The 24,925-nt window shown below is 48.3% G+C and carries 28 protein-coding genes; 24 read left to right on the top strand and 4 right to left on the bottom strand.

Annotated elements, in window-relative coordinates; all coding sequences use genetic code 11:
- Window positions 1-237: 237 nt before the first annotated feature.
- The 7 genes from ACTQ1O_RS06360 to ACTQ1O_RS06330 all read left to right on the top strand — a co-directional run bounded on the left by ACTQ1O_RS06360 (window position 238) and on the right by ACTQ1O_RS06330 (window position 5,232).
- Window positions 238-924 carry a transposase gene (locus ACTQ1O_RS06360; protein ID WP_441486574.1) on the top strand — a complete coding sequence of 229 codons (687 nt, stop codon included), beginning with the start codon at window positions 238-240 and terminating at the stop codon, window positions 922-924.
- A 182-nt stretch (window positions 925-1,106) separates the two neighbouring features.
- Window positions 1,107-1,283 carry a transposase gene (locus ACTQ1O_RS06355; protein ID WP_441486649.1) on the top strand — a complete coding sequence of 59 codons (177 nt, stop codon included), beginning with the start codon at window positions 1,107-1,109 and terminating at the stop codon, window positions 1,281-1,283.
- The gene (locus tag ACTQ1O_RS06350; protein ID WP_441486573.1) at window positions 1,252-1,566 is read left to right on the top strand and encodes a DDE-type integrase/transposase/recombinase; all 315 of its coding nucleotides are present in this window, start codon (window positions 1,252-1,254) and stop codon (window positions 1,564-1,566) included. Before ACTQ1O_RS06355 ends, ACTQ1O_RS06350 begins: the two co-directional genes overlap by 32 nt.
- A gap of 76 nt (window positions 1,567-1,642) precedes the next feature.
- A complete protein-coding gene (locus ACTQ1O_RS06345) occupies window positions 1,643-2,845 on the top strand; it encodes a site-specific integrase (RefSeq protein WP_441486572.1) in 1,203 nt (400 codons plus the stop codon).
- Window positions 2,842-3,807 carry a tyrosine-type recombinase/integrase gene (locus ACTQ1O_RS06340; RefSeq protein WP_441486571.1) on the top strand — a complete coding sequence of 322 codons (966 nt, stop codon included), beginning with the start codon at window positions 2,842-2,844 and terminating at the stop codon, window positions 3,805-3,807. Before ACTQ1O_RS06345 ends, ACTQ1O_RS06340 begins: the two co-directional genes overlap by 4 nt.
- On the top strand, window positions 3,797-4,822 hold the full coding sequence (locus tag ACTQ1O_RS06335; protein WP_441486570.1) for a tyrosine-type recombinase/integrase: 1,026 nt from the start codon (window positions 3,797-3,799) through the stop codon (window positions 4,820-4,822). The genes ACTQ1O_RS06340 and ACTQ1O_RS06335 overlap by 11 nt, the downstream gene beginning before the upstream one ends.
- A gap of 176 nt (window positions 4,823-4,998) precedes the next feature.
- Window positions 4,999-5,232 carry an IS3 family transposase gene (locus ACTQ1O_RS06330; protein ID WP_441475049.1) on the top strand — a complete coding sequence of 78 codons (234 nt, stop codon included), beginning with the start codon at window positions 4,999-5,001 and terminating at the stop codon, window positions 5,230-5,232.
- A gap of 235 nt (window positions 5,233-5,467) precedes the next feature.
- Here ACTQ1O_RS06330 and ACTQ1O_RS06325 read toward each other — a convergent pair whose 3' ends face one another.
- Window positions 5,468-6,097 (bottom strand): hypothetical protein, encoded by a 630-nt coding sequence (locus ACTQ1O_RS06325; protein WP_441486569.1) that lies wholly within the window; start codon window positions 6,095-6,097, stop codon window positions 5,468-5,470.
- Window positions 6,098-6,710: 613 nt separating this feature from the next.
- Here ACTQ1O_RS06325 and ACTQ1O_RS06320 point away from each other — a divergent pair.
- The 12 genes from ACTQ1O_RS06320 (at window position 6,711) to glmS (ending at window position 16,463) form a co-directional block, all read left to right on the top strand.
- Window positions 6,711-7,097: a hypothetical protein gene (locus ACTQ1O_RS06320; RefSeq protein ID WP_279198801.1), complete on the top strand. Its 387-nt coding sequence runs from the start codon at window positions 6,711-6,713 to the stop codon at window positions 7,095-7,097.
- A gap of 60 nt (window positions 7,098-7,157) precedes the next feature.
- On the top strand, window positions 7,158-7,451 hold the full coding sequence (locus tag ACTQ1O_RS06315; RefSeq protein WP_441475051.1) for a hypothetical protein: 294 nt from the start codon (window positions 7,158-7,160) through the stop codon (window positions 7,449-7,451).
- Window positions 7,452-7,529: 78 nt separating this feature from the next.
- Entirely contained in the window at window positions 7,530-8,261 is a 732-nt protein-coding gene (locus ACTQ1O_RS06310) for a LytR/AlgR family response regulator transcription factor (RefSeq protein ID WP_279198803.1), read from the top strand.
- Window positions 8,262-8,281: 20 nt separating this feature from the next.
- Entirely contained in the window at window positions 8,282-8,599 is a 318-nt protein-coding gene (locus ACTQ1O_RS06305) for a hypothetical protein (protein ID WP_279198804.1), read from the top strand.
- A gap of 105 nt (window positions 8,600-8,704) precedes the next feature.
- The gene (locus ACTQ1O_RS06300) at window positions 8,705-9,406 is read left to right on the top strand and encodes a TIGR00266 family protein (protein ID WP_441475052.1); all 702 of its coding nucleotides are present in this window, start codon (window positions 8,705-8,707) and stop codon (window positions 9,404-9,406) included.
- 310 nt (window positions 9,407-9,716) lie between these two features.
- On the top strand, window positions 9,717-10,043 hold the full coding sequence (locus ACTQ1O_RS06295; RefSeq protein WP_441098975.1) for a hypothetical protein: 327 nt from the start codon (window positions 9,717-9,719) through the stop codon (window positions 10,041-10,043).
- Window positions 10,044-10,156: 113 nt separating this feature from the next.
- Window positions 10,157-11,017: a patatin-like phospholipase family protein gene (locus ACTQ1O_RS06290; RefSeq protein WP_441475053.1), complete on the top strand. Its 861-nt coding sequence runs from the start codon at window positions 10,157-10,159 to the stop codon at window positions 11,015-11,017.
- A gap of 65 nt (window positions 11,018-11,082) precedes the next feature.
- Window positions 11,083-11,451: an ACT domain-containing protein gene (locus tag ACTQ1O_RS06285; protein WP_441486568.1), complete on the top strand. Its 369-nt coding sequence runs from the start codon at window positions 11,083-11,085 to the stop codon at window positions 11,449-11,451.
- Between the two features lie 158 nt (window positions 11,452-11,609).
- The gene (locus ACTQ1O_RS06280) at window positions 11,610-12,218 is read left to right on the top strand and encodes a histidine phosphatase family protein (protein WP_441475055.1); all 609 of its coding nucleotides are present in this window, start codon (window positions 11,610-11,612) and stop codon (window positions 12,216-12,218) included.
- Between the two features lie 112 nt (window positions 12,219-12,330).
- Window positions 12,331-13,008, top strand: a complete 678-nt coding sequence (locus ACTQ1O_RS06275) for an acyltransferase (protein WP_441475056.1) — start codon at window positions 12,331-12,333, stop codon at window positions 13,006-13,008.
- Window positions 13,008-14,345 carry a phosphoglucosamine mutase gene (glmM, locus tag ACTQ1O_RS06270; RefSeq protein WP_441475057.1) on the top strand — a complete coding sequence of 446 codons (1,338 nt, stop codon included), beginning with the start codon at window positions 13,008-13,010 and terminating at the stop codon, window positions 14,343-14,345. The genes ACTQ1O_RS06275 and glmM overlap by 1 nt, the downstream gene beginning before the upstream one ends.
- A 279-nt stretch (window positions 14,346-14,624) precedes the next feature.
- The gene (gene glmS, locus ACTQ1O_RS06265; RefSeq protein ID WP_441475058.1) at window positions 14,625-16,463 is read left to right on the top strand and encodes a glutamine--fructose-6-phosphate transaminase (isomerizing); all 1,839 of its coding nucleotides are present in this window, start codon (window positions 14,625-14,627) and stop codon (window positions 16,461-16,463) included.
- A gap of 283 nt (window positions 16,464-16,746) precedes the next feature.
- On the opposite strand, the gene ACTQ1O_RS06260 is transcribed toward glmS, so the two are convergent.
- A complete protein-coding gene (locus tag ACTQ1O_RS06260; protein ID WP_441475059.1) occupies window positions 16,747-17,544 on the bottom strand; it encodes a type III pantothenate kinase in 798 nt (265 codons plus the stop codon).
- A gap of 20 nt (window positions 17,545-17,564) precedes the next feature.
- Window positions 17,565-18,191, bottom strand: a complete 627-nt coding sequence (locus tag ACTQ1O_RS06255; protein WP_441475060.1) for an ECF transporter S component — start codon at window positions 18,189-18,191, stop codon at window positions 17,565-17,567.
- A 415-nt stretch (window positions 18,192-18,606) separates the two neighbouring features.
- Here ACTQ1O_RS06255 and ACTQ1O_RS06250 point away from each other — a divergent pair, with 415 nt between their 5' ends.
- Together ACTQ1O_RS06250 and ACTQ1O_RS06245 are read left to right on the top strand one after the other, a co-directional pair.
- The gene (locus ACTQ1O_RS06250; protein WP_441486567.1) at window positions 18,607-19,314 is read left to right on the top strand and encodes a 4'-phosphopantetheinyl transferase family protein; all 708 of its coding nucleotides are present in this window, start codon (window positions 18,607-18,609) and stop codon (window positions 19,312-19,314) included.
- On the top strand, window positions 19,307-20,386 hold the full coding sequence (locus tag ACTQ1O_RS06245) for an HAD hydrolase family protein (protein WP_441475062.1): 1,080 nt from the start codon (window positions 19,307-19,309) through the stop codon (window positions 20,384-20,386). Before ACTQ1O_RS06250 ends, ACTQ1O_RS06245 begins: the two co-directional genes overlap by 8 nt.
- 723 nt (window positions 20,387-21,109) lie before the next feature.
- Here ACTQ1O_RS06245 and ACTQ1O_RS06240 read toward each other — a convergent pair.
- Window positions 21,110-21,517: a cation transporter gene (locus ACTQ1O_RS06240; protein WP_441486648.1), complete on the bottom strand. Its 408-nt coding sequence runs from the start codon at window positions 21,515-21,517 to the stop codon at window positions 21,110-21,112.
- A gap of 454 nt (window positions 21,518-21,971) precedes the next feature.
- Between ACTQ1O_RS06240 and ACTQ1O_RS06235 the strand changes: the two genes are divergently transcribed.
- From ACTQ1O_RS06235 to ACTQ1O_RS06225, 3 genes are all read left to right on the top strand, one after another.
- The gene (locus tag ACTQ1O_RS06235; RefSeq protein WP_441475064.1) at window positions 21,972-22,532 is read left to right on the top strand and encodes a prolyl-tRNA synthetase associated domain-containing protein; all 561 of its coding nucleotides are present in this window, start codon (window positions 21,972-21,974) and stop codon (window positions 22,530-22,532) included.
- Between the two features lie 208 nt (window positions 22,533-22,740).
- Window positions 22,741-23,616, top strand: a complete 876-nt coding sequence (locus ACTQ1O_RS06230; RefSeq protein ID WP_441486566.1) for a helix-turn-helix domain-containing protein — start codon at window positions 22,741-22,743, stop codon at window positions 23,614-23,616.
- A gap of 532 nt (window positions 23,617-24,148) precedes the next feature.
- Window positions 24,149-24,709, top strand: a complete 561-nt coding sequence (locus tag ACTQ1O_RS06225) for a hypothetical protein (protein ID WP_441486565.1) — start codon at window positions 24,149-24,151, stop codon at window positions 24,707-24,709.
- Window positions 24,710-24,925: the final 216 nt, after the last annotated feature.

Raw genomic sequence — 24,925 nt, 5'->3', positions numbered from 1 at the left:
AGAATGCCAATCCAAGAGCGACGTAATTCATCTAGCAAACATCTAGCAAAATGTAGCGTAATGGTGTATCATACCATAAGAAGAAGTTGCGTAACGGGTCTGTTTGTACGGAGGCGATAGGCTTATAAGGTCCCACCACCGGCAGTATATTAATCCCCGGAAAGCCTTTAAATTGATATGCTCCCCATATGGTAGACATTGGAAACATCCAAAATCTATCATATGAGGAGCATTATCATGTCTAGAAGAAAGTATTCCAAAGAATTTAAGTTAAAGGTACTGGCAGAGCATGAAGAGAAAGGTCTCTCCTTCTGGAAATTAGGAAAGAATTATGGTATAGAGGAGAGTATCATCAGAGGCTGGTGGCATGCTTTTGATGCATACGGTGAGAAAGGCCTTGAAAAACACAACAGCGATCTTTGCAACTTCTCTGCGGAATTCAAGGAGATGGTTGTAAAAGAGTACCTGGATGGAGGAATATCTCAACAATCGCTTGCAAAGAAACATGGGATTTTAGCTCCAAGCACTATCGGATGTTGGGTTAAAGCGTATAATAATCATGAGGAATTGACCGAGTCACGGCCGAAAGGGGAATATCTCATGATTAAGGAAAATAAGAGCAGGAAGACAACTCTTGAAGAACGCCTTGCTATAGTTGAGCACTGCACTGCTAATAACAATAACTATGCGCTTACAGCAAAGGAGTACCATTGCTCCTATGAACAAGTGTATTCCTGGGTAAAAAAATATGAAAAAAAAGGCATCGAAGGATTATACGACCGGCGCGGTCGGAGTAAGCCAATAGAAGAACTTACAGAACTGGAAAAGCTCAAAGCAGAAAACCGGCTGCTTAAGGCTCAGGCCAAACAGCAGCAGATGGAGATTGACTTCTTAAAAAAACTCGATGCCGTCGAGAGGAGGTGACTCTGAATCGAACACGGCATCTGGATATCTATATCACAATAAAAGAGCTTATTGAGGAACATCCTGATTATCCGGTAAACCGTCTGTGTAAATTTGGCCATATCACCAGAGCTTCTTACTACAAATGGAAAAATCGAGTGGATAATGAAAATGATGTTCTTAATAAACGAATAGCTGAAAAAATGGAGCAGATCCATGATGAACATCCAGACATGGGATACAGACGTATCCGTGATATTCTGGAACACGACTACAATATCAAAGTCAACGATAAGCGAGTTCTTCGTATATGCCGGAAAAAGAAAATCCGATCCATAATAAAACACCGTGGCCTATGTAGCAGAAAACATACTGAATAGGGAATTCCATGCCGACAAACTCAATGAGAAATGGGTTACAGATGTCAGCGAGTTCAAATTTGGTACTGGTGAAGACGAACGGAAGGGAAAGATATATCTGAGCGTTATACTGGATTTGTGTGACAGGCGACCGGTTGCATATGTTTATGGCGATCATAATGATAATCCACTTGTATTTTCCACATTTGACAAGGCCATGGAGAACGCTCCTGGAGCAACCCCGATTTTCCATAGTGACTATGCCGAAGAAAAAACTATGCCGAAGTTTTTCTTTGTTGCTTGAGTTTTCTTCGATGTCGAAAGATTCTTCGGCATAGTATTTTATACTTGAAGCATCAATTCTAAGGAGGTGCTTCAAGATGGATATAGATACTGTCTGCATGTTACTTATCAATGCCTTGAAAGATGCCGGATATAATGATTCCACCATTTTTAATTACCAAGGTGCTGTACGAAGGTTTAAGACATTCTGCAAAGAACACAATGCTGCGGAGTATAACCATGAAATCGGCAAGCTTTATGCTGATTCTGTAATCAGTCCCAAAACCGGAAAGTTCAGTAAAGAGCGTTATCATCTTCAAGGCCGTTTTATCAGGCTTATTGACTCGTACATCAGGACCGGTCAGTTTGTTTTTACGACCACTTCAAGGTCAAGATTGCAACCGGAGAATGCGTATTATCGAAAAGTCTACACGGATTACTGTTTCTATCTAAAAGATGAGTATGAAAACGAGAACACTCGCCATTTTTATGAGTATGGAATGTATGCATTCCTTTCTTTCCTTGAGGGAAAAGAGGATGTGGTCCCATTAGAAGATCTCACAGCAGCTATCTTCCTTGACTACATAAAGAATTCGAAACCCGAACGGCAACGTGGAATTCTTTGTGAAATCAGGAAAATCTGCCGATACCTTGAGCGGGATGATCTGCTGGCGGCACTGTCAGGCATTCACGCCCTGCGACATCATCGAATCATCCCGGTTCTCGAAGCAGAGGAACAAGAGCGTATTAAATCTGTTACTGATGATGATACTACACCATTGCGTGACTCCGCCATGATTCTCCTGGGATTATCCACAGGTATCCGTGCATGCGATATAATCAAGCTTCGACTAACAGATATCGACTGGCGGAACGATACGATCTCATGGAGACAAAGCAAAACGGGAAATCTCGTTTGTGTTCCCTTAACACCGGCCGTGGGTAATGCGATTGCCCGATATCTGACCACGCAGCGTCCAAAGACACCAAATGATTACCTGTTTGTGAGACTTATTGCTCCGTTTGATCCGCTTTCATGTCATTCATCCTGCTACATGATGGTCAAGCGTATTCTTGAGAAGGCAAGTGTATCTACTGATGACCGTATTCTCGGAATGCACATGCTTCGGCATAACGCTGCATCGACAATGGTCAGGAATGAAGTTCCTGTTGAGACGATCGCTGCCATACTTGGGCACTCGGATCCCGATACTACCGGAATCTATATCACAACTGACGAAAACCGGCTTAAAGAGTGTGTCCTTCCTTTTGATGGTATTTCAAGGGAGGTGCACACATGACGACTTTTGTTAGCAGGCTCGGCCCTTCAATATCTGACTTTCTGGATTACAAGCATGCTTTGGGTATTAAATATACATCAGCGTCCGTGTATCTTCGAGAATTAGACAGGTACAATGCCGCACACGGAGATCATCACACCCTTATCAAAGAGGTCGTTGATGGATGGGCACTGGAACATGCAGAAAAATCAACTACCAGCGACAGAAGCTGGGTCTCACCGATCCGTGAATTCGGCAGATACCTTGTCAATACCGGCGATATCAGCGCATATGTATTGGATAATTCATTTATCATCCAACGCTATCGTCCGGAAGTTTACCTGATGACAGAGGCTGAAATCCATTGCTTTTTTAAAGAATGCGATCAGTACGTACTCAGAAAAAAAGTCCCGGGCAGGGCATATGTCCTTCCAGCGCTATACCGTTTTATGTATTGCTGCGGCGTCAGATCAGCAGAAGCAAGACAGTTAAAGTGTCAGGATGTTCATCTGGATAAAAGCTATGTCGATATCCTGTGGGCTAAGGCACACCGTGACAGGCGACTTTTTTTATCAGAAGAACTGACGCAGTATCTTATAGATTATGATGCTGCCATACACAAGGTATTCCCGGAAAGAGAATACTTTTTCCCTGGTGGGCGTGGAGAAATCTGTTCCAGTACTGCTTTATCTGCTAACTTTAGAAATATCTGGCTGTCAGCAGGCTTAAAAAGAGACGGCAAAGTCAAGCCTCGGGCTTATGATTTTCGGCATCACTTTGCATGCGCAAATATCATGCGTTGGGCGTCGGAAGGCAAAGACATCCACGCAATGCTCCCGTATCTGATGCGGTACATGGGGCATTCTTCATTGGAAAGCACTTATTACTACATACACCTGATACCAGATTTCTTTCCCAAATACCGTGGCATGACTGCCTCCACAGAAGAATTGATACCGGAGGTGGATGCCGATGAAGTATAAGAGGAAGAAAGATAAAGACTTCTGGCAGATGGCACGGGCATATCTTCATGATTTTATGCCGGCGGTGCGCAACCAGTCGGATAAGTCTGTAGCAGCTTACAAACAATCCCTGAATTCTTATCTTACCTTTTTGGAAAGCAAGAAAGGGTTAAAGGAAAATCAGGTGACATTTGATGCATTCAGCCGAAATAACGTCAAGGATTTCGTTGAATGGCTGCATAAGAAGAAGTACGCTCCCAAAACGATAAATCTGAAGCTGACTGCAATCCGCTCTTTCCTTAAATACTGTGCTGATGAGGATTTTGAACTCCGCGGCATTTATAATGATGTCTGCACAGTCAGAAAAGTCAAGGAGGAGAAGAAACCAATCGAATACCTGCAACCGGAAGCAACAAAGGCCATACTGACGTCATATGATACCAGAACAGCCAAGCATCGCCGGAACCGTATGATCCTGATACTCCTCTACGATACAGGAGCTAGAGTACAGGAACTATCCGACCTGTCGATCTCATCGCTTCATCTGGATGTGCCCCATCCTTATGTTACGCTGATCGGAAAGGGACGAAAAACCAGAAATGTACCGGTTATGAATAAAACAGTTGCTCATTTAAGAAAGTACCTTAATGAATTTCATCCCGACTTGAAGGAAGCTCCGCTGTTCTATAGCCGACTTGACGGAAAGCCTCATCAGCTTTCTACGGACAGCATAAGCCTGATTCTAAAAACGGCAGCGAATGCAGCGCGTGTTACTTGTCCGGAGGTTCCGAAAAACGTTCATTGTCATTTGATCCGTAAAACAAAAGCAATGGATCTATATCGCAATGGAGTGCCGCTTCCTTTTATCATGCAGCTGTTGGGTCATGAAAGTATGTCAACAACATCCGGCTTTTATGCGTTCGCAACCCTTGAAATGATGACAGAAGCAATGAATAAAGCCGCCCCGGCATTTGAGGATGACGAAAAAATCTGGAAGAAAGCTGCTATAAAGAAGCTGCTCTATTCTCTGGATTGACCCGAAATACTATGCCGAAGAATCTTTTAACATCGAAGAAAACTCAAGCGACAAAGAAAAACTTCGGCATAGTTTTTTCTTCGGCATAGTCTGAATTATCCTGAATTCGGCATAATAGTGACAGAGGGTACCAATACACATCAAAAGAATTCCGGCAGAAAATCGTGGATGCAGGAATGACGCAAAGCATGTCAAGAGTGGCTCATTGTATAGATAATGGCCCCATGGAAGGCTTCTGGGGAATCATGAAACGAGAGATGTACTATGGACATAAGTTCAAGACGAAAGAAGAGCTTTTGCAGGCCATTGAAGAATATATGACCTACTACGCAACCAAGCGCGTACAGAGAAATCTGAACGTTATGACTCCAATGGAATACCACGAAATTAAGTTGAAGGAAGCAGCATAAAAACTGCCCGGCAGTAATACCGGGCAGAAAAAACTTTTGTGTTTTTTGATTGTCTACTTGACGGGTCGCACACCAGGATAATGACAATTTTGACTTTTTATTTGTCTCAAAAAAGCAAAAATCCGAGGCGTTGTGCCTCGGACTTTGTCTACAGTCTGAAGAGAGCCCGTTTTGGGCTCTCTTTTTTACAAAGTGTCTTCCTGGAGATGGTCAGACTCTGCAAAGAACTGGCTTTTTACTGACCATTTGCCGCAAGTAAACCAACTGCAGTGCCAAAGTAAGTGATGGTCTGGTCTGCATCCAGGTACTCCGCAGTGTAGGTAGTGCCATTCTGATCATAGAAAGCAGCAGAGCCGTCGTCTCCCTCAACACATCCGATGCTGAAGCTATTACCGGTATATACATCTGTTCCGTCCAGTACCGTCCACGTAATTCCGTCATCGCCGGATTCCTTCTGGGTTGCAGTGTACTGTCCGCAGAGGACGTCTCCGGTACCATCTGTATCCACAGTGATAAGTGCTACATAATTATTTGCATCCGGTCCCTGGAACAGAGCGAATACAAGCTCATTTCCGTTGTCATCCTTTGCGTACAGGCCAGTCTGAATCATATCAGCAGTAATATCGCCAAGAGAGAAGGTACCGTCCGAAGAAGTGCTTGCAGTATCCACGGAAGCGCTTGCGGACGCAACGGAGTCACCGGAAACATCTTCATAGCTGCCGGAATTTGCATAGCTGCTTGCGTCTTCTGTATAGCTGCCGGAGCTTGCAGATGCGCTGGATGCATTGCTGCCGGACCCGCATCCGGCGAGTACGGAAACGGAAAGTACACCAGTTACAAGAATCGTGACAAGTTTGTTTTTCATAATTTCTCCTCCTGATATTGTGGGATAATTCCCGGATTTATTAGATTTGCTGTGGGACGATGGCTTCAGGATCTGTCTCATTTCACCAAAAGCCTTATCATCTTTTTAGGGAAGAAAGATGATGTGTTGTCCGCAATATCTTTAAACACATTATGCATGAACAGCGGCGTGTGAAAAAGTACAGCTTCTCGACAAAAAAAATCAAAATTGGTACTTGACAATAGAAAAGATGATAGAAAAGGCGATAAAAAAGGCAGGAGCTGGGCAGAAGTTCAGACTATTGATAAATTTGCAAAATAAATAATTATATTATATCTCAAAATAATAATCAATAACCGATTTTACCGGCTGTATCCGATTTTCTGTACTACAAAGAGCCGATTAACTCTGACATAATGGAATCGAAGCAAGGAGATAGGAACGCAGCAAGGAATATTGAATTCCCTGAAACCAGACAAAGCGTTCCCTCAAACGAGATAAAACACGCTGCGCGAGTTTTATCTCGCTATCGCGACGCTCGCCGCACACGAATACTTCGCATTCGGCTGCGGCTCACTGTTCGCGTAAATAAGAGCTTTTATAATACTTATATACTTATGAGGAGGTTACAAAGATGCTAGGAGTAAAAATCAAAACAGTGAAGACAAAGAATGAGTACACCATCGAGGAGTTCTATGATGCGATTAAGGACAAGAGCTTCTCCGCCGGAGCACCGGCATTGACAAAGCATGGATTCAGCACCATCGTAACATTCCCGCCGCTGGATCGCAGAAATCAGATCTGGATTGTTCCGGTATTAGGCGTCGGCAAAAAGAAAGCAAGCAAATTCCAGCTTTCCAAGCAGGAGATCGCAGGAGCAGGCAACGCCGCCGTCAATATGGCATTAAATGATCTTACAGGCGGACTGCTGGGACTTCGAGGCATTGCCGGAAAGAATACAAAGACAGCGGAGAAACTGATCGACATCACGGTTGAAGAGCTGAATGCATTAGGACTTTGATAAACAGGTAATTCCTATTATGGGAAAACATAATTCGCTGAAATAAAAGGAGAAATAATTATGAACCAGAATGCACCCGCTCATGGGAAAGCCATAGCAAGTTTAATATGCGGTATTGTAGGATTTATTTTCTGCTTCTTTGGTTACTCGGCGATTGTCTCCGTCATTCTCGGAATCGTTGGAATAGTTCTTTCAAGGAAAGCTAAGGAGGAAGGCAACGATGAGGCTATTCGCAAGATCGGATCTATTATTTCAATTATCACAGTGATCGCGGGAATTATCGGCATTATTGTTGCGGCGTTTGTTGTAGGTGCTGTAGTAAGCGGACTTGGCGCTATAGGAAGCAGTATGTAATACAATAAGCAGCAGGATTGCCTGGCTGCGCAAATAACAGCCCTGGAAAGGAACGGTTGACACATGGAGCAGCTTCGGGTGGGTATATGTGAAGATGATAAGGAATCGCGTATCCGGCTTCTGGGTATGGTGACGGATTCCGCAGAGAAAGTTACCGCAGAGGCATTTGAAAGTGCTGAAGATCTGCTGGATCATTTCTTTCCCGGAAAATTCGATCTTCTGATACTTGACATCTATCTGGGAAAGATGACCGGAATTGACGCTCTGGAACAGATCCGAAGAAAGGATACACGTGTGGTGGCGGCGATTGCCACAACCAGTCAGGATTTTGCGCTGGAATCCTATCGTCTTCGTGCCGCCCGTTATCTGGAGAAACCTGTAAAAGAGGATGATATCCGGGACCTGATCCGGGATGTTATTCACAAGAAAGAATCTGAGCCGCATTTCGAAGGTGAATCGGGAGGCAAGAGGATACGGGTGCCTTTTGACTGTATTCTCTTCGCAGAACAGAGAGGGAAAAACATATGTCTGCATATGGATGACGGAGAAGAACTGGTCTTCCGCGGAAAACTGGATGACGAGAAGAGCAAATTTTCGGAGAAATATTTTTTTCGCTGTCATAAGAGCTTTCTGGTTAACCTCTCGAAAATTTGCGGTATAGACCGCGAGCTGCTGACCTTTGTCATGCAGGGGGGAGAACAGGTTCATATTCACCGACAGGGATTTTTTGCCGCAAAAAGAGCATATGAACATTATCTGTTTTCCATTGTTGAAGGGTGGAAAGATGAAGGACAGGGGACGGACAAGTAAACGAATGCCGGGAGGTAATCATGAAAAACGTTCTGAAAAAGCTTTGGCAGGCACTTTGCATCCTTTGGGAAGACGTCATGATCGGTCTGAAAATACTTTTTTACGTCTTGGTTATCATATTTTTTCTGTTCGGTGTGATTGCATTGTTTTCAGGAGGTCCTGAACTTGGTATCGTTCTGATAATTGTTAACTTTTTACTTTTTCTGCTTCTTCGTAAACTGGACCATGTCGCAGACTTGAAATTTGAGGAAGAGTTCAAGGAAATCACACGTAGAAATCGTGAAGAGTCAGGTGTGCAGGAACAGCAGTGCAAGGAGAGAAAAGACCTTGGGGGATGAAGATCCGAGCGATGGATTCTTCCTGTATATGTATGAGACAACAGGTATTTTTTAACATCAATAAACAATAACAGTTAAATTCTTATAGAACAAGGAGGTAACGAAATGAATCTGGAATTAATCGGTGATGCAGGATCTCAGCTGGCGAAAATTCACCTCGGAAATGGCGAGGCCGCTAAAATTGAAAATGGCGCAATGGTTTATATGCAGGATGTGAAGCTTGAAGGAAAGCTGAACAGCAGCAAGAAGGGTCTCGGCGGTCTTCTCGGCGCAATCGGAAGAAGTCTTGTCAGCAATGAGAGCATGTTTATTACGCAGGTTGTTGGTACGGCTCCGGAAGGCGTTGTTGCAATTGCCCCCTCAGTTCCCGGAAAGATTGCAAAGCTTGAGGTTGGTGCAAAACAGTACCGTTTGAATGATGGAGCATTCTTTGCCTGTGATGATTCCGTAAACTACAAGATGCAGAAGCAGAATATCAGCCAGGCGGTATTCGGAGGATCCGGCGGACTGTTTGTTATGGAGACAGAAGGACAGGGAGATCTGCTGATCAGCGCATTCGGCGATCTTATTGAGCTGGAGTGCACACCTGCGAAGCCGATCACCATTGACAATGAGCATGTTGTAGCATGGGATGCAAGTTTGAATTACAGTATCGAGGTAGCGTCCGGAACCTTCGGTTTCACAACGGGCGAGGGACTGGTTAATAAGTTTACCGGGAATGGAAAAATCCTGATTCAAACCAGAAATATTCATTCTCTTGCAGATGCTGTTAAGCCGTTCCTGCCGGATAAGTCGGATGGAGATTGAGCGTTAGAAATTGTTAAACAAAAGCCCCGGTTTCCGGGGCTTTTTATGTTGCAGTTGTAATTTACGTGCATTTCCCTTTATACTTAGGATTACAGGGACCTGTAACAACAAGATGGCGGGGAACTTCAATACAAAAACCGCCGCTTGAAATTCTAGCTCTGCCCCACACATTAAAAGTCCTATTGATTTAAGCGGTTTAATGCAGTATGATATAGAATAATGAATCAACACCGGCATATTACTTACCCGGAAATCTGTCGTATCGGATTTTCGGGTATTTTCATGGAAAACGAGGAAATGTAAAGCAATCATGATGAGTCTGGAGAACCGAGAAAACATGTATGATACGGACGAATTCTACCACCTTGAGAAAATTTTTGTCGGACTGATTATCGCAGCCGCGATACTGATCGGCGTTGTTTTCGGTTTTTTTATCGACCATACCCGGATACCCAGAATTGTGTTCGGGGCAGTCGGAGCCACTTCTGTGATTTCCTCTCTGGCGGGAATCATTCTGATCAATTCTCTTCAGCTCGGTTACTGCGATAACGCGCTGCCGGTGAGAATTCTTCTAATTGTATCAGCTGGTCTCATGGTCTGTTTCCTGGTTCTCGCAGTGATCGGCCTTTGCATCTGATCTCACCTGAACCTGTGGCTTCATCCGCAGGGACTATTTCACCTGAACCTGTGGCTTCATCCGCAGGGACTATTTCACTTACAGCTGCGTTTCCAGCAGAAAGAGGCAAAAGAATGAGCAAAATCGGACTTGTAGTCGAAGGCGGAGGTATGAAATGCGCATACAGCGCCGGCATTCTGGATAAATTTCTGGACGATACGATCTGCTTCGATTATGTGATCGGCGTGTCCGCTGGATCGGCGAACTGTGCCTCCTTTCTGGCAGGCCAGCGAGAGAGAAATCTTCGCTATTACACCGAACATCTGAAGAGAAAGGAATATTTTGGATTTAACAGTTTTCTGAAAACAGGTGATCTCTTCGGGTTGGATTTTATATACAGCACAATGACGAACCACGACGGCGACGATCCCCTCGATTATCCGAAACTTTCGGCGAATCCGGCCGAATATGAAGTCGTCGCTACCAATGCGCTCACCGGCGTTCCAGCCTATTTTTCCGGGAAGCAGATGTCCCAGGACAACTATGAAATTATCAAGGCGTCCTGTGCCCTGCCTGCCGCATGCAGACCCCGCTTTATCAACGGTACTCCGTATTTTGACGGCGGCGTCTCCGACCCGATTCCTGTCGACCATGCTCTTCGTCAGGGCCGCTGTGACAAGATCGTTGTCATTCTCTCAAAACCCAGGGATTTTCAGAAAAAGCCAGAACATATGCGGTTATTCTACTCTCTGCGTATTATGAAATATCCAAAAATCGTGGAAGCGCTGAACAACAGGCACATCAGCTATATGCAGCGTTTCCGCAGAGTCTTTGAGCTCGAGAAGGAGGGGAAGGCTTTTGTATTCGCGCCGAGCAGGCATCTTGAGATGAGTACCTACGCGATGGATCCGGAAGAAAACCGCCGCCTCTATGATCTCGGAATAGAGGACTACCGGAATGAGAAGGATCGTCTGGGTGAGTTTCTGACTCATTGACAACGGGTATCTGTTTCAACTGACAGGTTGCTGTAAACTATATCAAATATGTTTCGGAGGATGATATGAATATCAAGGTAATAGACGAGGAATTTTCCGTCTGCAAGGTAAAGGATTTCAGTGAGACAAATCTGGAGAAGAATTTCTGCTTCATGGAGCGTACCGATGAAGAGAATTCTCTGGTCTGCCTGACCAGATATATCCCGGAAAACGCCACCGATGTCGACTACGGATGGAAGGCTATGAGATTCGAGGGACAGCTTGATTTTAATCAGATCGGTATCCTTGCAAAGATCTCGGAAATACTCGCAGAGAACAGCATCAGTATTTTCGTAGTCTCTACCTATAATACAGATTATATCATGGTCAAGAAGCAGAACATCGAAAAAGCGCTCCACGCGCTGGAAAATGCCGGCTACCATATTGACCTGTAATGTTAAAAACAGACTCCTCCGGCACCTGTTACCGCAATTTCAAGATGATTCCGGCTGTTGCTGCCGGGTTTTCCAGATGATTCCGGCTGTTACCGATGGAATCTCCAGATCATTTCGGTCATTATTCCGATATCCATCCACGAGCGAAAGGATCTATTATGAAAATCTATCTTCTGAGGCATGGCGAAACCAGGATTAACGCGCTCGGCGGCCGGTTCCAGGGTCAGATTAACACCCCGGATGCCGCTCTTACCGAAAAAGGCAGGAGGCAGGCCAGGGAAGTCCGGGAAGAATTCCGGACAATGGGACTGCATTTTGATCTCGTATACACAAGCCCGCAGGAGCGCGCGGTGGAGACCGCCATGCTTGCGACAGGTCTTCCGGCCGAGCGGCTGACCATGGATGACCGGCTGAAAGAGATCAGCTTCGGGCCGTTTGAGGGACAGAAGTGGGAGAAGATGAACCCCAAAACCCTGCACACCATGTTGTATGACTTCGGCAACTATATTCCCGGTCCGGGCATGGAAAGCGGAATCCGTCTGATCCAGCGGGTGAGCAGTTTTCTCGAGGATTTGAAAAGAGAAAAACCGGCAGAAAGCATTCTGATATCCACTCATGGAGGCGTGATCCGTGCCGCTCTCGTTCACATTCACGCAGACCCCCTGAAGACCTTCTGGGAGAATCCTGTCGGAAACTGTGCGTGGTTCGAAATCACATGCGAAAATGGCGTCTTAACCTTGACAGGCTGCGACAGGAAAGAAAACTAAAGAAGACTGACCGGTGCGCGACATCACGGCGAGACCAGGGCAGTAGCGCTTCCTTACATTTTGTGATATAGTAATAAACTATATATTATTCCAACATATAGAGGAGCATCATATGTACACTATCAGAGATTTGTATGATCTGGATCATACTCTTGCAAAGGACTATCTCAGCCGTTTCACCTATCCCTGGGAGGCTCTTGCAGGAATTAAGGACCTGATTCTCTCCCTTGGCAGGGATCTCGACAAAAATGAATATACAGAGGTTTCCGAGCACGTCTGGGTTCATCGGACAGCACGGGTTTTCCCGTCTGCCTACCTCGGCGCACCGTGTATCATCGGACCGAACACAGAGGTCAGGCACTGTGCCTTTATCCGTGGCTCCGCCCTTGTCGGCGCTGACTGCGTAGTCGGAAATTCGGTTGAATTGAAAAATGTCATTCTCTTTGACCATGTTCAGACGCCGCACTACAACTACGTCGGGGACTCGATTCTCGGATATTTCTCCCATATGGGCGCAGGATCCATCACCAGCAACGTCAAATCCGACAAGCTCCCGGTGGTTGTCCACGGACAGGATGAAAATATCGAGACCGGTCTCAAGAAATTCGGAGCCATGCTCGGAGATCATGTGGAAGTCGGCTGCAACAGCGTCCTCAATCCGGGCACGGTCATCGGAAGAAACTGCAATATTTATCCGACCTCCTGTGTCAGAGGAGTTCTTCCTGAGAATTCCATCTGGAAGGACAACGGAACAGTAATCAGAAAAATTATCCCGGAGGAGAAGAGATAATGGGAAGATATTTCGGTACAGACGGCATCCGCGGCAAGGCAAACGAGGGTCTCACGGCGTCCCGCGCTTTTGAGGTTGGCAGATATCTCGGCTATTATTACAGCAGGAACGGCAGAAGCAAAATCATCATTGGAAAGGACACCCGTCTTTCCTCTGATATGCTGGAGAACGCGCTTGCTGCCGGCATTGCTTCCGAGGGATGCGACGCATATCTGGCAGGATACTGCCCGACCCCGATGATCTGCTACCTCACGGTTCATGAAGATTTTGCCGTAGGCGCCATGATCAGTGCCTCCCATAATCCGTTCTATGACAACGGAATCAAAATTTTTTCAAAGGACGGCATAAAGCTCCAGGGCGAGGTGGAAGCTCTGATCGAGGATTATATCGACGGCAAGGAGACCATTCATTTTGTGACAGATGAAAAAATCGGACGTGTAATTCCCTACCCGCAGGGCATTGAACATTATATCGATTTTATCTGCCGTACATTCCCGACAGACCTCACCGGAATGCGTGTTGCCATGGACTGTGCAAACGGATCCAGCACCTATACGGCAGAAAAGGTTCTGACCCGTCTGGGCGCATCCTGCACGGTTATGAACAACAAGCCCAACGGTATTAACATCAACAACAACTGCGGCAGCACCCACCCGGATGCTTTCCGCGAATTTATGAAGACAGGAAGCTTTGATCTCGGCCTCACCTTTGACGGAGACGCGGACCGGCAGATCCCGGTACGGCCTGACGGCGCACTTGTAGACGGAGACTTTGTGCTTTATATCTGCGGCAAATATTATCGTGACAAAGGAATGCTGAAGGGGAATACCGTCGTCACCACTGTCATGGCAAACCTCGGTCTCTGGAAAGCGATGGAGCGTGAGGGCATCCATGTGGAAAAAACCGACGTCGGCGATAAGTATGTCTATGACTGTATGCTGAAAAACGGCTATATCGTCGGCGGAGAGCAGAGCGGTCATATCATCTTCAGTGAATACGAGACAACGGGCGACGGACTTGTCACCGCCCTCGCGCTTCTGAAGATCATGAAGGAGACCGGCCGCACGATCAATGAGCTCTGTAAAGGACTGAAGATCTACCCGCAGCTTCTGGTAAATGTAAAGGTTACCGATAAGAATCAGGTCATGGGCGATCCGGAGGTTCAGGATGCCATCGATCAGGCGAACAGGAGCCTTAACGGCAACGGACGAATCCTGGTGAGACCGTCCGGCACGGAGCCACTGCTCCGGATTATGGCAGAGGCAGAAACCGACCGGATCTGCGAAGATGAATGTGAGAGAATAGCCTGCATCATCCGCAGAAAATACGGGGCCTGAGAACTCTGCCGGCTGTCTCGGTTCATGACATTAATTTCACAGCTCTGCTGTATTCACGAACCGGCAGACATTTCACTGCCCTGCTGTATTCACGAACCGGCAGGCATTTCACAGCTCTGCTGCATTCACAAACCGGCAGGCGCTTCAGATATGGCGGTCCGTGCCGCCCGGGTTGATTTTCTCCGGGTACTGATGTATGTTAGATTATATGCAGGCGGAAGGGTCTGTTCCCTTCCGCCTTATGCAGATTCATATGAAGAAAGACAGGAGATATTTATCATGTGTGGAATAGTAGGATATACCGGCGACTGCCAAGCGGCTCCGATCCTTCTTGAGGGTCTGACACGGCTGGAATATCGCGGATATGATTCCGCCGGAATCGCCGTACGAAATGGAGACAAGACAATCATCGTCAAGGCTAAGGGCCGTCTTTCCGAACTGAAGGACAAGACCGACAACGGCGCTGCTGTTCCGGGCTTCTGCGGAATCGGGCACACCAGGTGGGCAACACACGGTGAACCCTCGGAGATTAATGCCCACCCTCACTGCAGCGATGATATGAATGTCGTCGGCGTCCACAACGGAATCATCGAGAATTTCCAGGAGCTCAAGGCAAAGCTTCTGCGCCATAACTACACCTTCTACTCCGAAACCGATACGGAGGTTGCGATCAAGCTGATCGACTACTATTACAAGAAGTACGAAGGTACCCCGATCGACGCCATCAACCACGCACAGGTTCGTATCCGTGGTTCGTATGCTCTTGCCATCATGTTCAAGGACTATCCGGGTGAAATCTATGTAACCCGGAAGGACAGTCCCATGGTGCTCGGCACCAACAAGGACGGCTCCTTCCTCGGTTCCGATGTTCCTGCCATTCTCAAATATACCAAGAGCGTGTATTACATCGGAAACATGGAGGTCGGACGGCTTACCAGAGACGGAATCACCTTCTATAATCTGGACGGCGACGAGATTCAGAAGGAACTCAAGACCATTGAATGGGATGCGGAGGCAGCGGAAAAGGGCGGCTACGAGCATTTCATGATTAAGGAAATTCATGAACAGCCGAAGGCGGTCAGAGACACGGTCAATGCCTATCTCAGGGACGGCCATGTAAACCTCGAGGCACTTCATCTGACCGAAGGACAGCTTGCGGATCTCACCCGCGTATACATTGTGGCCTGCGGTTCTGCCTACCATGTCGGAATGGTCGCGAAATACGCGCTCGAGAAGATGACTGACATATGCGTAGAGGTTGACTTCGCCTCGGAATTCCGTTACCGGAACCCCAAGCTTCAGAAGGAACATTCTCTCGTTATTATCATCTCCCAATCGGGAGAAACCGCCGATTCACTGGCTGCACTTCGCCTGGCCAAAGACCGGAATATTCCGGTTCTCGCCATTGTCAATGTTGTCGGATCGTCGATCGCACGTGAAGCCGATCACGTGATGTACACCTACGCCGGACCGGAAATCGCAGTTGCCACTACAAAGGCATACAGCTGTCAGCTTATTGCCAGCTACCTCCTCGGCATTGCAATCGGTACCGCACAGGGCTCTATCTCTGAGGAACGGGAAGCACAGTATATCGACGCCCTTCTGGCGCTCCCGGATCACATCGAAAAGGAGCTTGAGGACAAAGAGCGCATCCAGTGGTTTGCGGCAAAATATGCCAGCGCCCACGATGTCTTCTTCATCGGCCGTGGTATTGACTACGCGATCTGCATGGAAGGCAGCCTTAAGATGAAGGAGATCAGCTATATTCACTCCGAGGCATATGCTGCAGGCGAACTGAAACACGGAACAATCAGCCTGATCGAAGACGGGACTCTTGTGGTCGGTGTCTGCACACAGCAGGATCTCTATGAGAAGACCCGCAGCAATATGGTCGAGGTCAAGAGCAGAGGCGCTTATCTCATGGGGCTTACCACCAATGGAAATTACAGCATCGAGGACGTCGCGAACTTTGTCGTATACGTTCCGAAAACGGAACCGGCTTTCGAAGCAAGCCTTGCCGTAATTCCGCTTCAGCTTCTGGGCTATTATATCAGTGTCGCAAAGGGCCTCGATGTTGACAAGCCGAGAAATCTAGCGAAATCCGTAACCGTAGAATAACCGCAGAATAACTTCAAGTGGATGTAAAAAAACGCCTGCAAACGCTGCCATCGCCATATGACAGTGCGCAGACGGTTACAGCCTGATCGTGCAGATTATTTACAGGTTGTTAGCGCAGACGATTACATCCCGATAAGGACTACAAAGCCGGGAAAAGCGGCACCTCCACGGTGCCGCCTTTCCCGGCTCTATCTTTTCCCCGATATTCTAACCATTCATCGGAATTCTCCGTTCTGATTCAATTTTTCGTTTCGTTCTGATTCAGTTCATCGGGATTTTTCGTTTACTTCTGATTCAGTTTCCAGATAATTCCCAGTCCTTTCAGAAGCAGTTCATTGTCTACAATGATCGAATGACGGCAGAACGGCGCGATCAGCCGTCCCATACCGCCAGTGGCAAGACATGTAGGTGAAACCTCTCTTCCCTCAATATCAGAAAGTTCTTTCGTGAACCGGTCCAGAAGACCGTCTATCTGTCCGGCAGAGCCGTAGACGATACCGCTGCGGATCGCGTTCACAGTATCTTTTGCTATTGCCCGGTCCGGCGCTATAAAATCAACGGCGGGCAGAAGAGAAGTATCCGCAATCAAGCCCTTCAGAGCAGTTCCCGGCCCTGGAAGTATGCAGCCTCCCAGATAAACTCCCCTGGACGAAAGAGCGGTCATCGTAGTCGCCGTTCCCATATCGATGATCAAGGCCGGCATCGGATATTCCGCCTTTGCGGCGACAGCGGTTGCCAGCAGATCCCCAGCAATTGCCGACGCGGGAATTCCGTTCATATCAAGTTCCAGACCGACCTCGACGCCTTCTCCGAGGATTCGTGCATTCTCACCGGTCAGAAGCCTTACTGCCTCAGCCACCACATGGGTGACAGACGGTACAACCGATGAAATCAGACACCCCCGGAATTCCTTCGGGTCTATCTTCTCCAGAGCAAGTATTCTGCTGATTTCGGCGGCATATTCATGGTAGGTCTCGATTTTGTTGGTACTCATCTGAATGTGACGAATCACTTTATTATCCGACTCACGGATACAGCCGAGAACCATATGTGTATTTCCGATGTCGATTGCGAGAATCATTTGTATTCCCCCGTTTACGCTCAGCTTCTGTCTTTCTTCACAATCCGGAGAATGCGGATGATTACCGGGGTGAGTGCGACATTGATTATGAACTCAACTACGAAGTTTAGTCCGATAAAGGTTGTCAGAAAAACGCCGAGCAGATTCTGGTCTGTTCCGAGCGCACCTGCAATGAGTCCGCGGAAAATCGTAAGCGCGGTGACACTGAAAATTCCCGTATTTATGATCGGCGCGATAATCGCCGCCAGGACAACTCCTGCGTAGAAATTGATTCTGGAGAACAGACGGAAAAACAGTCCGCTCACCAGACCGGCAAAGGTTCCCTTCAGGATGCAGACGAGAATCGTAGCCACCGGCTGGTACTCAAGCATCATTGTCGAAAAAGCGCCTGCCGCTCCGGTAATAACCTGAATCGATACCACGACCCCGAATACTGCTCCCAGAAACGCTCCGCCTGCCGGGCCATCAAGAATCGCTCCGATAATAATCGGAACCAGTGTCAACGTGATGGTGAATGGCCCGAGCGGTATGCTTACTGCCGCCTGCAGGATGATTACAATCGCCGCCAGGATCGCAAGCATGGTCATACGCTGAACCCTGCTCCTTGGTTTGTTTACAGAATCCTTTGTTACTGCTGCTGTATTCATTTTTTTCCTCCTTGCTGCTGTTTTGGTCAATCCAAATATAGCGCAGAATTACTGTAACATACTTTTCCCCGCATGTTAACCTTTTGTCAAAAAAAATGCTACAATGTACTGTATAAAGCCGTCGTCAAGCGGGCAGTTTTTGGGCATGCGAAGCATGCACAGAAAACTGCATGCTTGAACGACGCTAACATGTATGAGCATGGAGCGGTGTGAAACACCGCGAGAATGCGAATATGCGCGGGCAGTGAGCCACACCCGCTCACACAAAGTGTGAAGCGGTGGGGCGAACGCCGCGACAGACCGACGAAGTCGGTCACATGTGGCAGCTGCGAGAGTTGCGAAGCAACGGAGCAGCTGGCTTTATACAGTATCGTAGTCTCATCAGCTCTTCGAAAGCGCATACAGGAGACATTCTATGACCATTCGTCTGTATATATTCGACAACAATTGCCCCATTCAGAGAGAAGATCGTATCCGGGCTGCTGTCCGTTCTTTTACGCACGACTCTCAGGGCAGCCTGACCGCATCTATTAAAATTTGCAGGACGAACAGGGGCCGCCCATATCTGGTTCAAAACGGAAAAACATCGGAAGAGGACCCGTCTGTTCCGGAAATATCTATAACGGACAGTGGTTCCTGCTGGATTGTTGCTGTCTCGGATCAGCGAATCGGCATTGATCTCCAGGAAAACCGTATACGAAGACAATCCTGCCCGACGGATGACGCCGAACGCTGCCGAAGACTCGCGTCACGGTATTTTCACGTTTCAGAAAGTTCCTTCATTCTCTCTGCACAGACTGACGAAGAAACCATCCGTCGATTTTTTCAGGTATGGACCGCAAAAGAAGCTTACGTCAAATATACAGGCACCGGAATTGATGGCAACTTTTCCTCCTTCGCGGTAAATACCGGAACAACATATGCCAGCCGTGATCCCGATCACCCATTTTTCTACCTGAATCCGGAGCTTGACTGTGCGTTTCTCTATCCCCGCACTGACAGTTCCCGCACCCTCTGCGTCTGTACCGGCTGTTCCTGCAGGATTCCGGGATCAGTGCCGCCCGCCGACTTCCGGCTTTATTATTATGATCTCAAACAGAAAGGATTCCTTCTTTATGATTAAAATGATCGCTTCTGATCTCGACGGCACACTGCTTCTGGATTCCCGGACTGTCAGCGCACGCAATCGTATGGCCCTGACCCGGGCTGCAGCATCGGGCATCGAGGTCGTCATCGCAAGCGGGAGAGTATTGACCTCCCTTCCGGAGACAGTTTTCGGGATTCCCGGAGTGCGCTATGCCATCACCTCGAACGGAGCAGCAATCTACCGGATTCCTTCTGATGCAGATGCCTCATCTGGTGCAGATGCCTCATCCGGCGCAGATACTTCATCCGGTACAGATGCCTCTTCTGGTGCAGATGCCTCATCTGATGTTTCCTCAGCTCCCGCCCGGATACTCCCCGGCTTCCAGCCAGATAGACGGAAGAATTTTTACACAAAGTCGTATTCTGACTTTCAAAGTATTCTGGCCCGCAATCCCCAGAACTATTCTGACAGTTTCCGCGGCCGACTGTTGTCTTCGAAGCGAATTTACCACCGTCCCCTGTCAGAGAAGGCTGTACTCGACCTGCTGGAGCTCACCGCGGCATATCCTTCAGACCGTTTTCCACTTTCTTATGAGACCTTTATTAACGGCGTCGCCTATGCCTGTACCGCCTACATCAATGAACCCGGAAACTTCGGAGCGTCCTCAGCATATGTCAATTATGTGCGGACAACCCGTGTCATGAAGGATGATATCCGCGGCTTTATCTTTCAGCACAGAAAGGAGCTTGACGGACTTGATCTTGTCATCGGTGACGATGCGCTCTGCGAGCAGCTGCGCAATAAAATCCACAGCACGCTCAGGAATATCTATACCACCTCTTCCGTATCAAACCGCATTGAAAATTCCTCCCCTGAGGCGGGTAAGGGAGCAGCGCTTCGATTCCTGTCTTCTCAGTTAAAAATACGAAAGGAAGATATCGTCGCCTTCGGAGATGCAGACAACGATATCGACCTTCTGACCTCCGCAGGTACCGGAATTGCCATGGAAAACGGCACCGAGCGATGCAGAAAATCGGCCGACTACGTAGCCGGCCGCTATGACAGCGACGCAGTAGCAGAAGTTCTCCAATCCCGGTTCGCGATCTGACATCACATCCGAATTACAAGACTAGCCCGAGATCCTATGACGAAATCTTAATATTCCTCGTCGGGAAATCCGATCCGGACGAGGAATAATGTCCGATTGTGATTTGAGCGTTAATTTTTTGTGAAAGTTAAGGTCTTTCTTTGCTCTTCTTCCTGCCTTCTTTTGTGTCTTGGGAAAATATGTTAGAATACTCTGGGTGAAAATGAGAGCGTCGGCGGAGAATGCAGTTTGCTATGTGGGCGCCCGGCTGTGAAGCAGAATGCCAGGCTGTTGTCCGGCTATTTGAAGGAGTGATATGGGCTGGAGAGATTTTTTTCAGAGGTTATTCTAAAAAAGAGGCTGGATCTTTATAAGAAGAAAAGGGTTCTGGGGTTCAGCCGGACAGATGATTCGGCCATTGCCAGGGTTGCAGACGGAAGAAATTACCAGGTGACTGTCTGGTACAGGGATGAAAAACTGGCCGGAAGGTGCAACTGTGAACCTGCCAGGAATGGGCGTGTCTGCAAGCATATGGCAGCTGTTCTGTTTCAGTGGAAGGATATGACTGATCTGGTGGATAAGGTGGAGAAGCACGAGACGCTGCAGCTGGGAACCAAAAGCGCGATCTCCTTTGCCACGGACACCTTTGTGGACAGTTCTCTGCCCTTCTACCGCCTGATACGGAGCGAGGTTCGTCTGGGGGAGAAGCTGATGGACCAGATGATGAGTAAGCAGGTCTACTATTTAAGCGGCAGGGATCTGCTTGTCAAGAACCGGATTATCCTTTCCGGCAGCGGGCTGGATCGTTTTTATACCCAGGAGCTTGGGAAGGATGTGCCGGTGGCCGGCGGGGATGCCGAGCAGCTGCTCCGCCGCGACAGAAAAAATGGTGATGGATGTCGTCAGGCAGTCAAACAGAGAGTCCATCGCCGTGGCATGGAGAACGGTGGAGGAAATTTTTTTGCCGATTGCGTTGTAGAAAAAATACAGCCACAGCTTTGCCAGCACGGCAATGACCAGCAGCACCATCAGCACCGCGGAAAAACCCAGATTTTTCGGGTGAAGGATGTTCTGAAAAGACTCGCGGAAGAAGCTGATGCCGGAGGAAACCGCGTCGGAAAGGTTGTTTACGGCGTCCGCCGTTACCGCCATGGGAGAGAGCAGGATGCCGATGACAAGTTTGACCGCGAACAGAACCAGGTTTGTGCCGATTCCCACAATGCCGGCGGCGGTTCCGTAGGCGGCGCGCACGCGGACATCCTGCACATCAGAGCTGTTTTTAATCATTTTATCAAGAAATTTCCCATAGAAAGAACCCTCTTTCAGATTTTCCGCCGGATTCCTATTCGGTCTTTACTGTTCCCGTGCGGCATCTTTGTTTCCACCGATATTTCTGCCTGTGCTATACTGGCAGAGACGGTTTCCGGGGCTGCCAAGGCCAGGCCGGATCAGCTCGTGACGGGAATTTGATGTGGAGACGGTTTCCGGGGCTGCCAGGACCAGGCCGGATCAGCTCGTGACGGAAATTTGGCATGGAGACGGTTCCGGGGAACAGTCGGAAATGGAAATCTGCCGTGCACATTAGGAAAGGAGCAGCAGGAGAGAAATGAGCAGATATATACTGGAAAAAGGAAGGCCGACATCCATGGAGGGAAGGCTCGAAAAGGAAATCAGGGTCTATGATCTGCTGGACAGCCTTCACATGGAATACTGGCACACGGATCATCCGGACGCCCAGGCGTATACCATGGAAGCCTGCCGGGATATTGATGAGGTGCTGGGAGCCACCGTCTGTAAGAACCTGTTTCTGACGAACCGTCAGCACACAGACTTCTATCTGCTGATGATGCCGGGAGACAAAGTGTTTAAGACAAAGGAGCTGTCCGGGCAGATCGGCTCCGCGCGGCTATCCTTCGGATCGCCGGAGGAAATGGAGGAGATGCTGGACTGCCATCCCGGCTCGGCCTCTATTATGGGACTGATGAATGACAGGGACAACCGTGTCCGGCTGCTGGTGGACAGGGATGTGCTGAAAGGGGAATTTATCGGTGCCCATCCCTGCATCAATACATCCAGCCTGAAGCTCCGGACGGAAGAGGTTTTCGGAAAATTTCTGGAGGCGGTGCACCATCCCATGACAGAGGTGACGCTGACCGGGGAGGCCTGAGCGCCCGAAGATGCCTGCACTGCCGGTCAAGAAGAAGGCTGTTCCGGCAAAGAAAGCAGGAAAAACGGGCTGCTTGCGTAAAGGGACGGAATAGACTTAAAATAACCGGAGGATGACCGGCGCCGGAGCGGCCGGCTGCGGTCATTTGGAAGCAACAGGGCGAAATGCGGCGGAAAGCGGAAACAGATTGCGGAGACAGGGGATACTTATGAGGAAAGATCCGACACAGGACAGCGTTTTACAGTATATTGACTCAATTCTTGATACGGACGCGGACACCGGGCAGATTGCCCGGCAGTTCGGTTTTTCTCCCGACCACTTCCGGCACCGTTTTTCGGTGGACTACGGCATCAGCCTGGCCGCGTATGTGCGCAGGCGGCGGCTGACCCGGGCAGTGCGGGAGCTCCGGGACGGGAGCACAGCAGAGGATGCGGCGCACAAATACCAGTTCTCCGGCGTCGCGTCCATGTCCAAGGCCTTTCGGAAGGAGTTCGGCTGCTCCATGAAGCAGGCGCTGACGGAAGGGGACTTTGCCGGCCAGACATTCCCATGCCCGGAATACGACAGGGAACAGGTGCTGGTCAGCATTGCGGAGATCCCGGAGCTGTACATGGTCGGCAGGCCGGTGGAGATCGGCGGCGCGGAGGCGTCGGAGCGCCTGGACCGCGCGGCGTGGTGGATTGACCATTCCCTCCCGGAATTCAGCGAAGAAGAAAAACAGCAGATCGGCGCGTATCAGCGCGACGTGATTGCCATGTGGTATCACCCGGAGGAACTGCCGGAGATCGTCTATCTTGTCGGCCCGGTGGTGCAGCCGAGGCGCGCCGCAGGACCTCTGCCGGAAGGACTGATTGCGGTGCACATTCCAAAACAGCGCTACGCGGTCTTTCAGGTGCGCCGCCGGGTAAAGGCGCCCGGCAGGCAGCCGGAGATGGCGGAGGATATCCGGCATCTCTGCCGCTACATCTTCTGGGAGTGGGTGCCGGAGCACCACGCCGAGACGGACAAGTGGGGCTTTACCTTCGAGCGGTATCACGAGAGCAAGGCGATGATCTACCTGCCCCTGCTCCCCGAAAACGGATAAAAGTCAGCCGTTTTGGACAACGACAAATTCACAGAATTGTGCTACAATAGACACATAAAAGACACAAACATCTGTACAGAGACATCACAATTCAATAGAAGTGTCGCGGCTCCCGCAGACGTTCGCAGAGACAGGAAGCCGCGTAGATGGAAGAAGGAACCGTGAAAGCTTAAATAACAAAGGGAAGCTTTCCGTTTCTGACGTCGCCGACGCTGTGCGCGAGAGCGTTCCCCGAAGCAGGAAACTGTGAGCCGAAAGGCTACCACTGTGAGAGAACTCATGGGAAGGGAGGAGGAACGCGCAGGGGAGAGAAATTCTCCTCCTATCGCTAGTCAGAAGACTTACATTTCTAGTTGGATGTTACGCGGCGGGCGTGCGTCCAAAACAGAGTATACAAATACGGGTATACCGGTCAGAGATGATTGGTGTGCCCGCTTTTTTGTGTCCGGAAAAGCAGTAACAGGGCGAGAGTCCTGCCAAGGCGTACAGAAGCTTCATAAAAACTTTATGCATAAAAAAGGAGGGAAAAACTATGAAGCAGCTTAAAAAGAAACTTTTGACACTTGTATTGTCCCTGGTCATGGTGCTGGGAATGGCTGTGCCTGTACTGGCGGACGACACTGCTACAGCCAATAGTACACCGGCGTCTGTAACAGTTAGCTTTGAGTTTAACGATGTTACATTCGACGGTGATAATTATGACAATGATAAGGTAGATTCAATTAGTACAACTGTTGTTACTACAACTGATGCAACGCTGTATGATACGGTTGTCAAGGCACTGAGTCAGTTAAATATTTCCGAATCGGATTATGTGTTTAAGACCGTAACGGATTTTTATGATACTTCAAAAACACATAAAGCATTGGACAGTATTACTTATCAGGATGTGACTTATGCTACAGACAGCACGCACAATACCGCTAATTACTATCTTGGTGCCGGCTGGACCTATGACGGATCATACAGCAATAACGGCTTTGTCACTTCAACAAAATACAATAGTTACAACTATCTGGATTCAAATACAGTTACCGGAACATCAGCAAACATCAAATTAACCTATGGCGGATATAAATATAGCAAGAGCTGAAAAAGCCGCCTGCATTTATCCAGAATAAAGGACAACGGATACTGACAATCTAAGTCAACCCCCTTTGTTTCAAAAGCAAAGGGGGTTTTTAATAGGAATTAATAATATGCAAGAAAAACATAAAAAAACAGGTATCACAGGCTTCTTAATTTTACTGTTTTTATTACTCGGAATACTGGCCTTTTTCCCACAAAAAGCGTATGCGGATACGACTAA

The sequence above is a fragment of the Bilifractor sp. LCP21S3_A7 genome, from assembly GCF_052118825.1.
Classification (GTDB): Bacteria; Bacillota; Clostridia; order Lachnospirales; family Lachnospiraceae; genus Bilifractor.
Note: the sequence above shows the minus strand (reverse complement) of the source record. Positions and strands in the feature narration are given on the sequence as shown.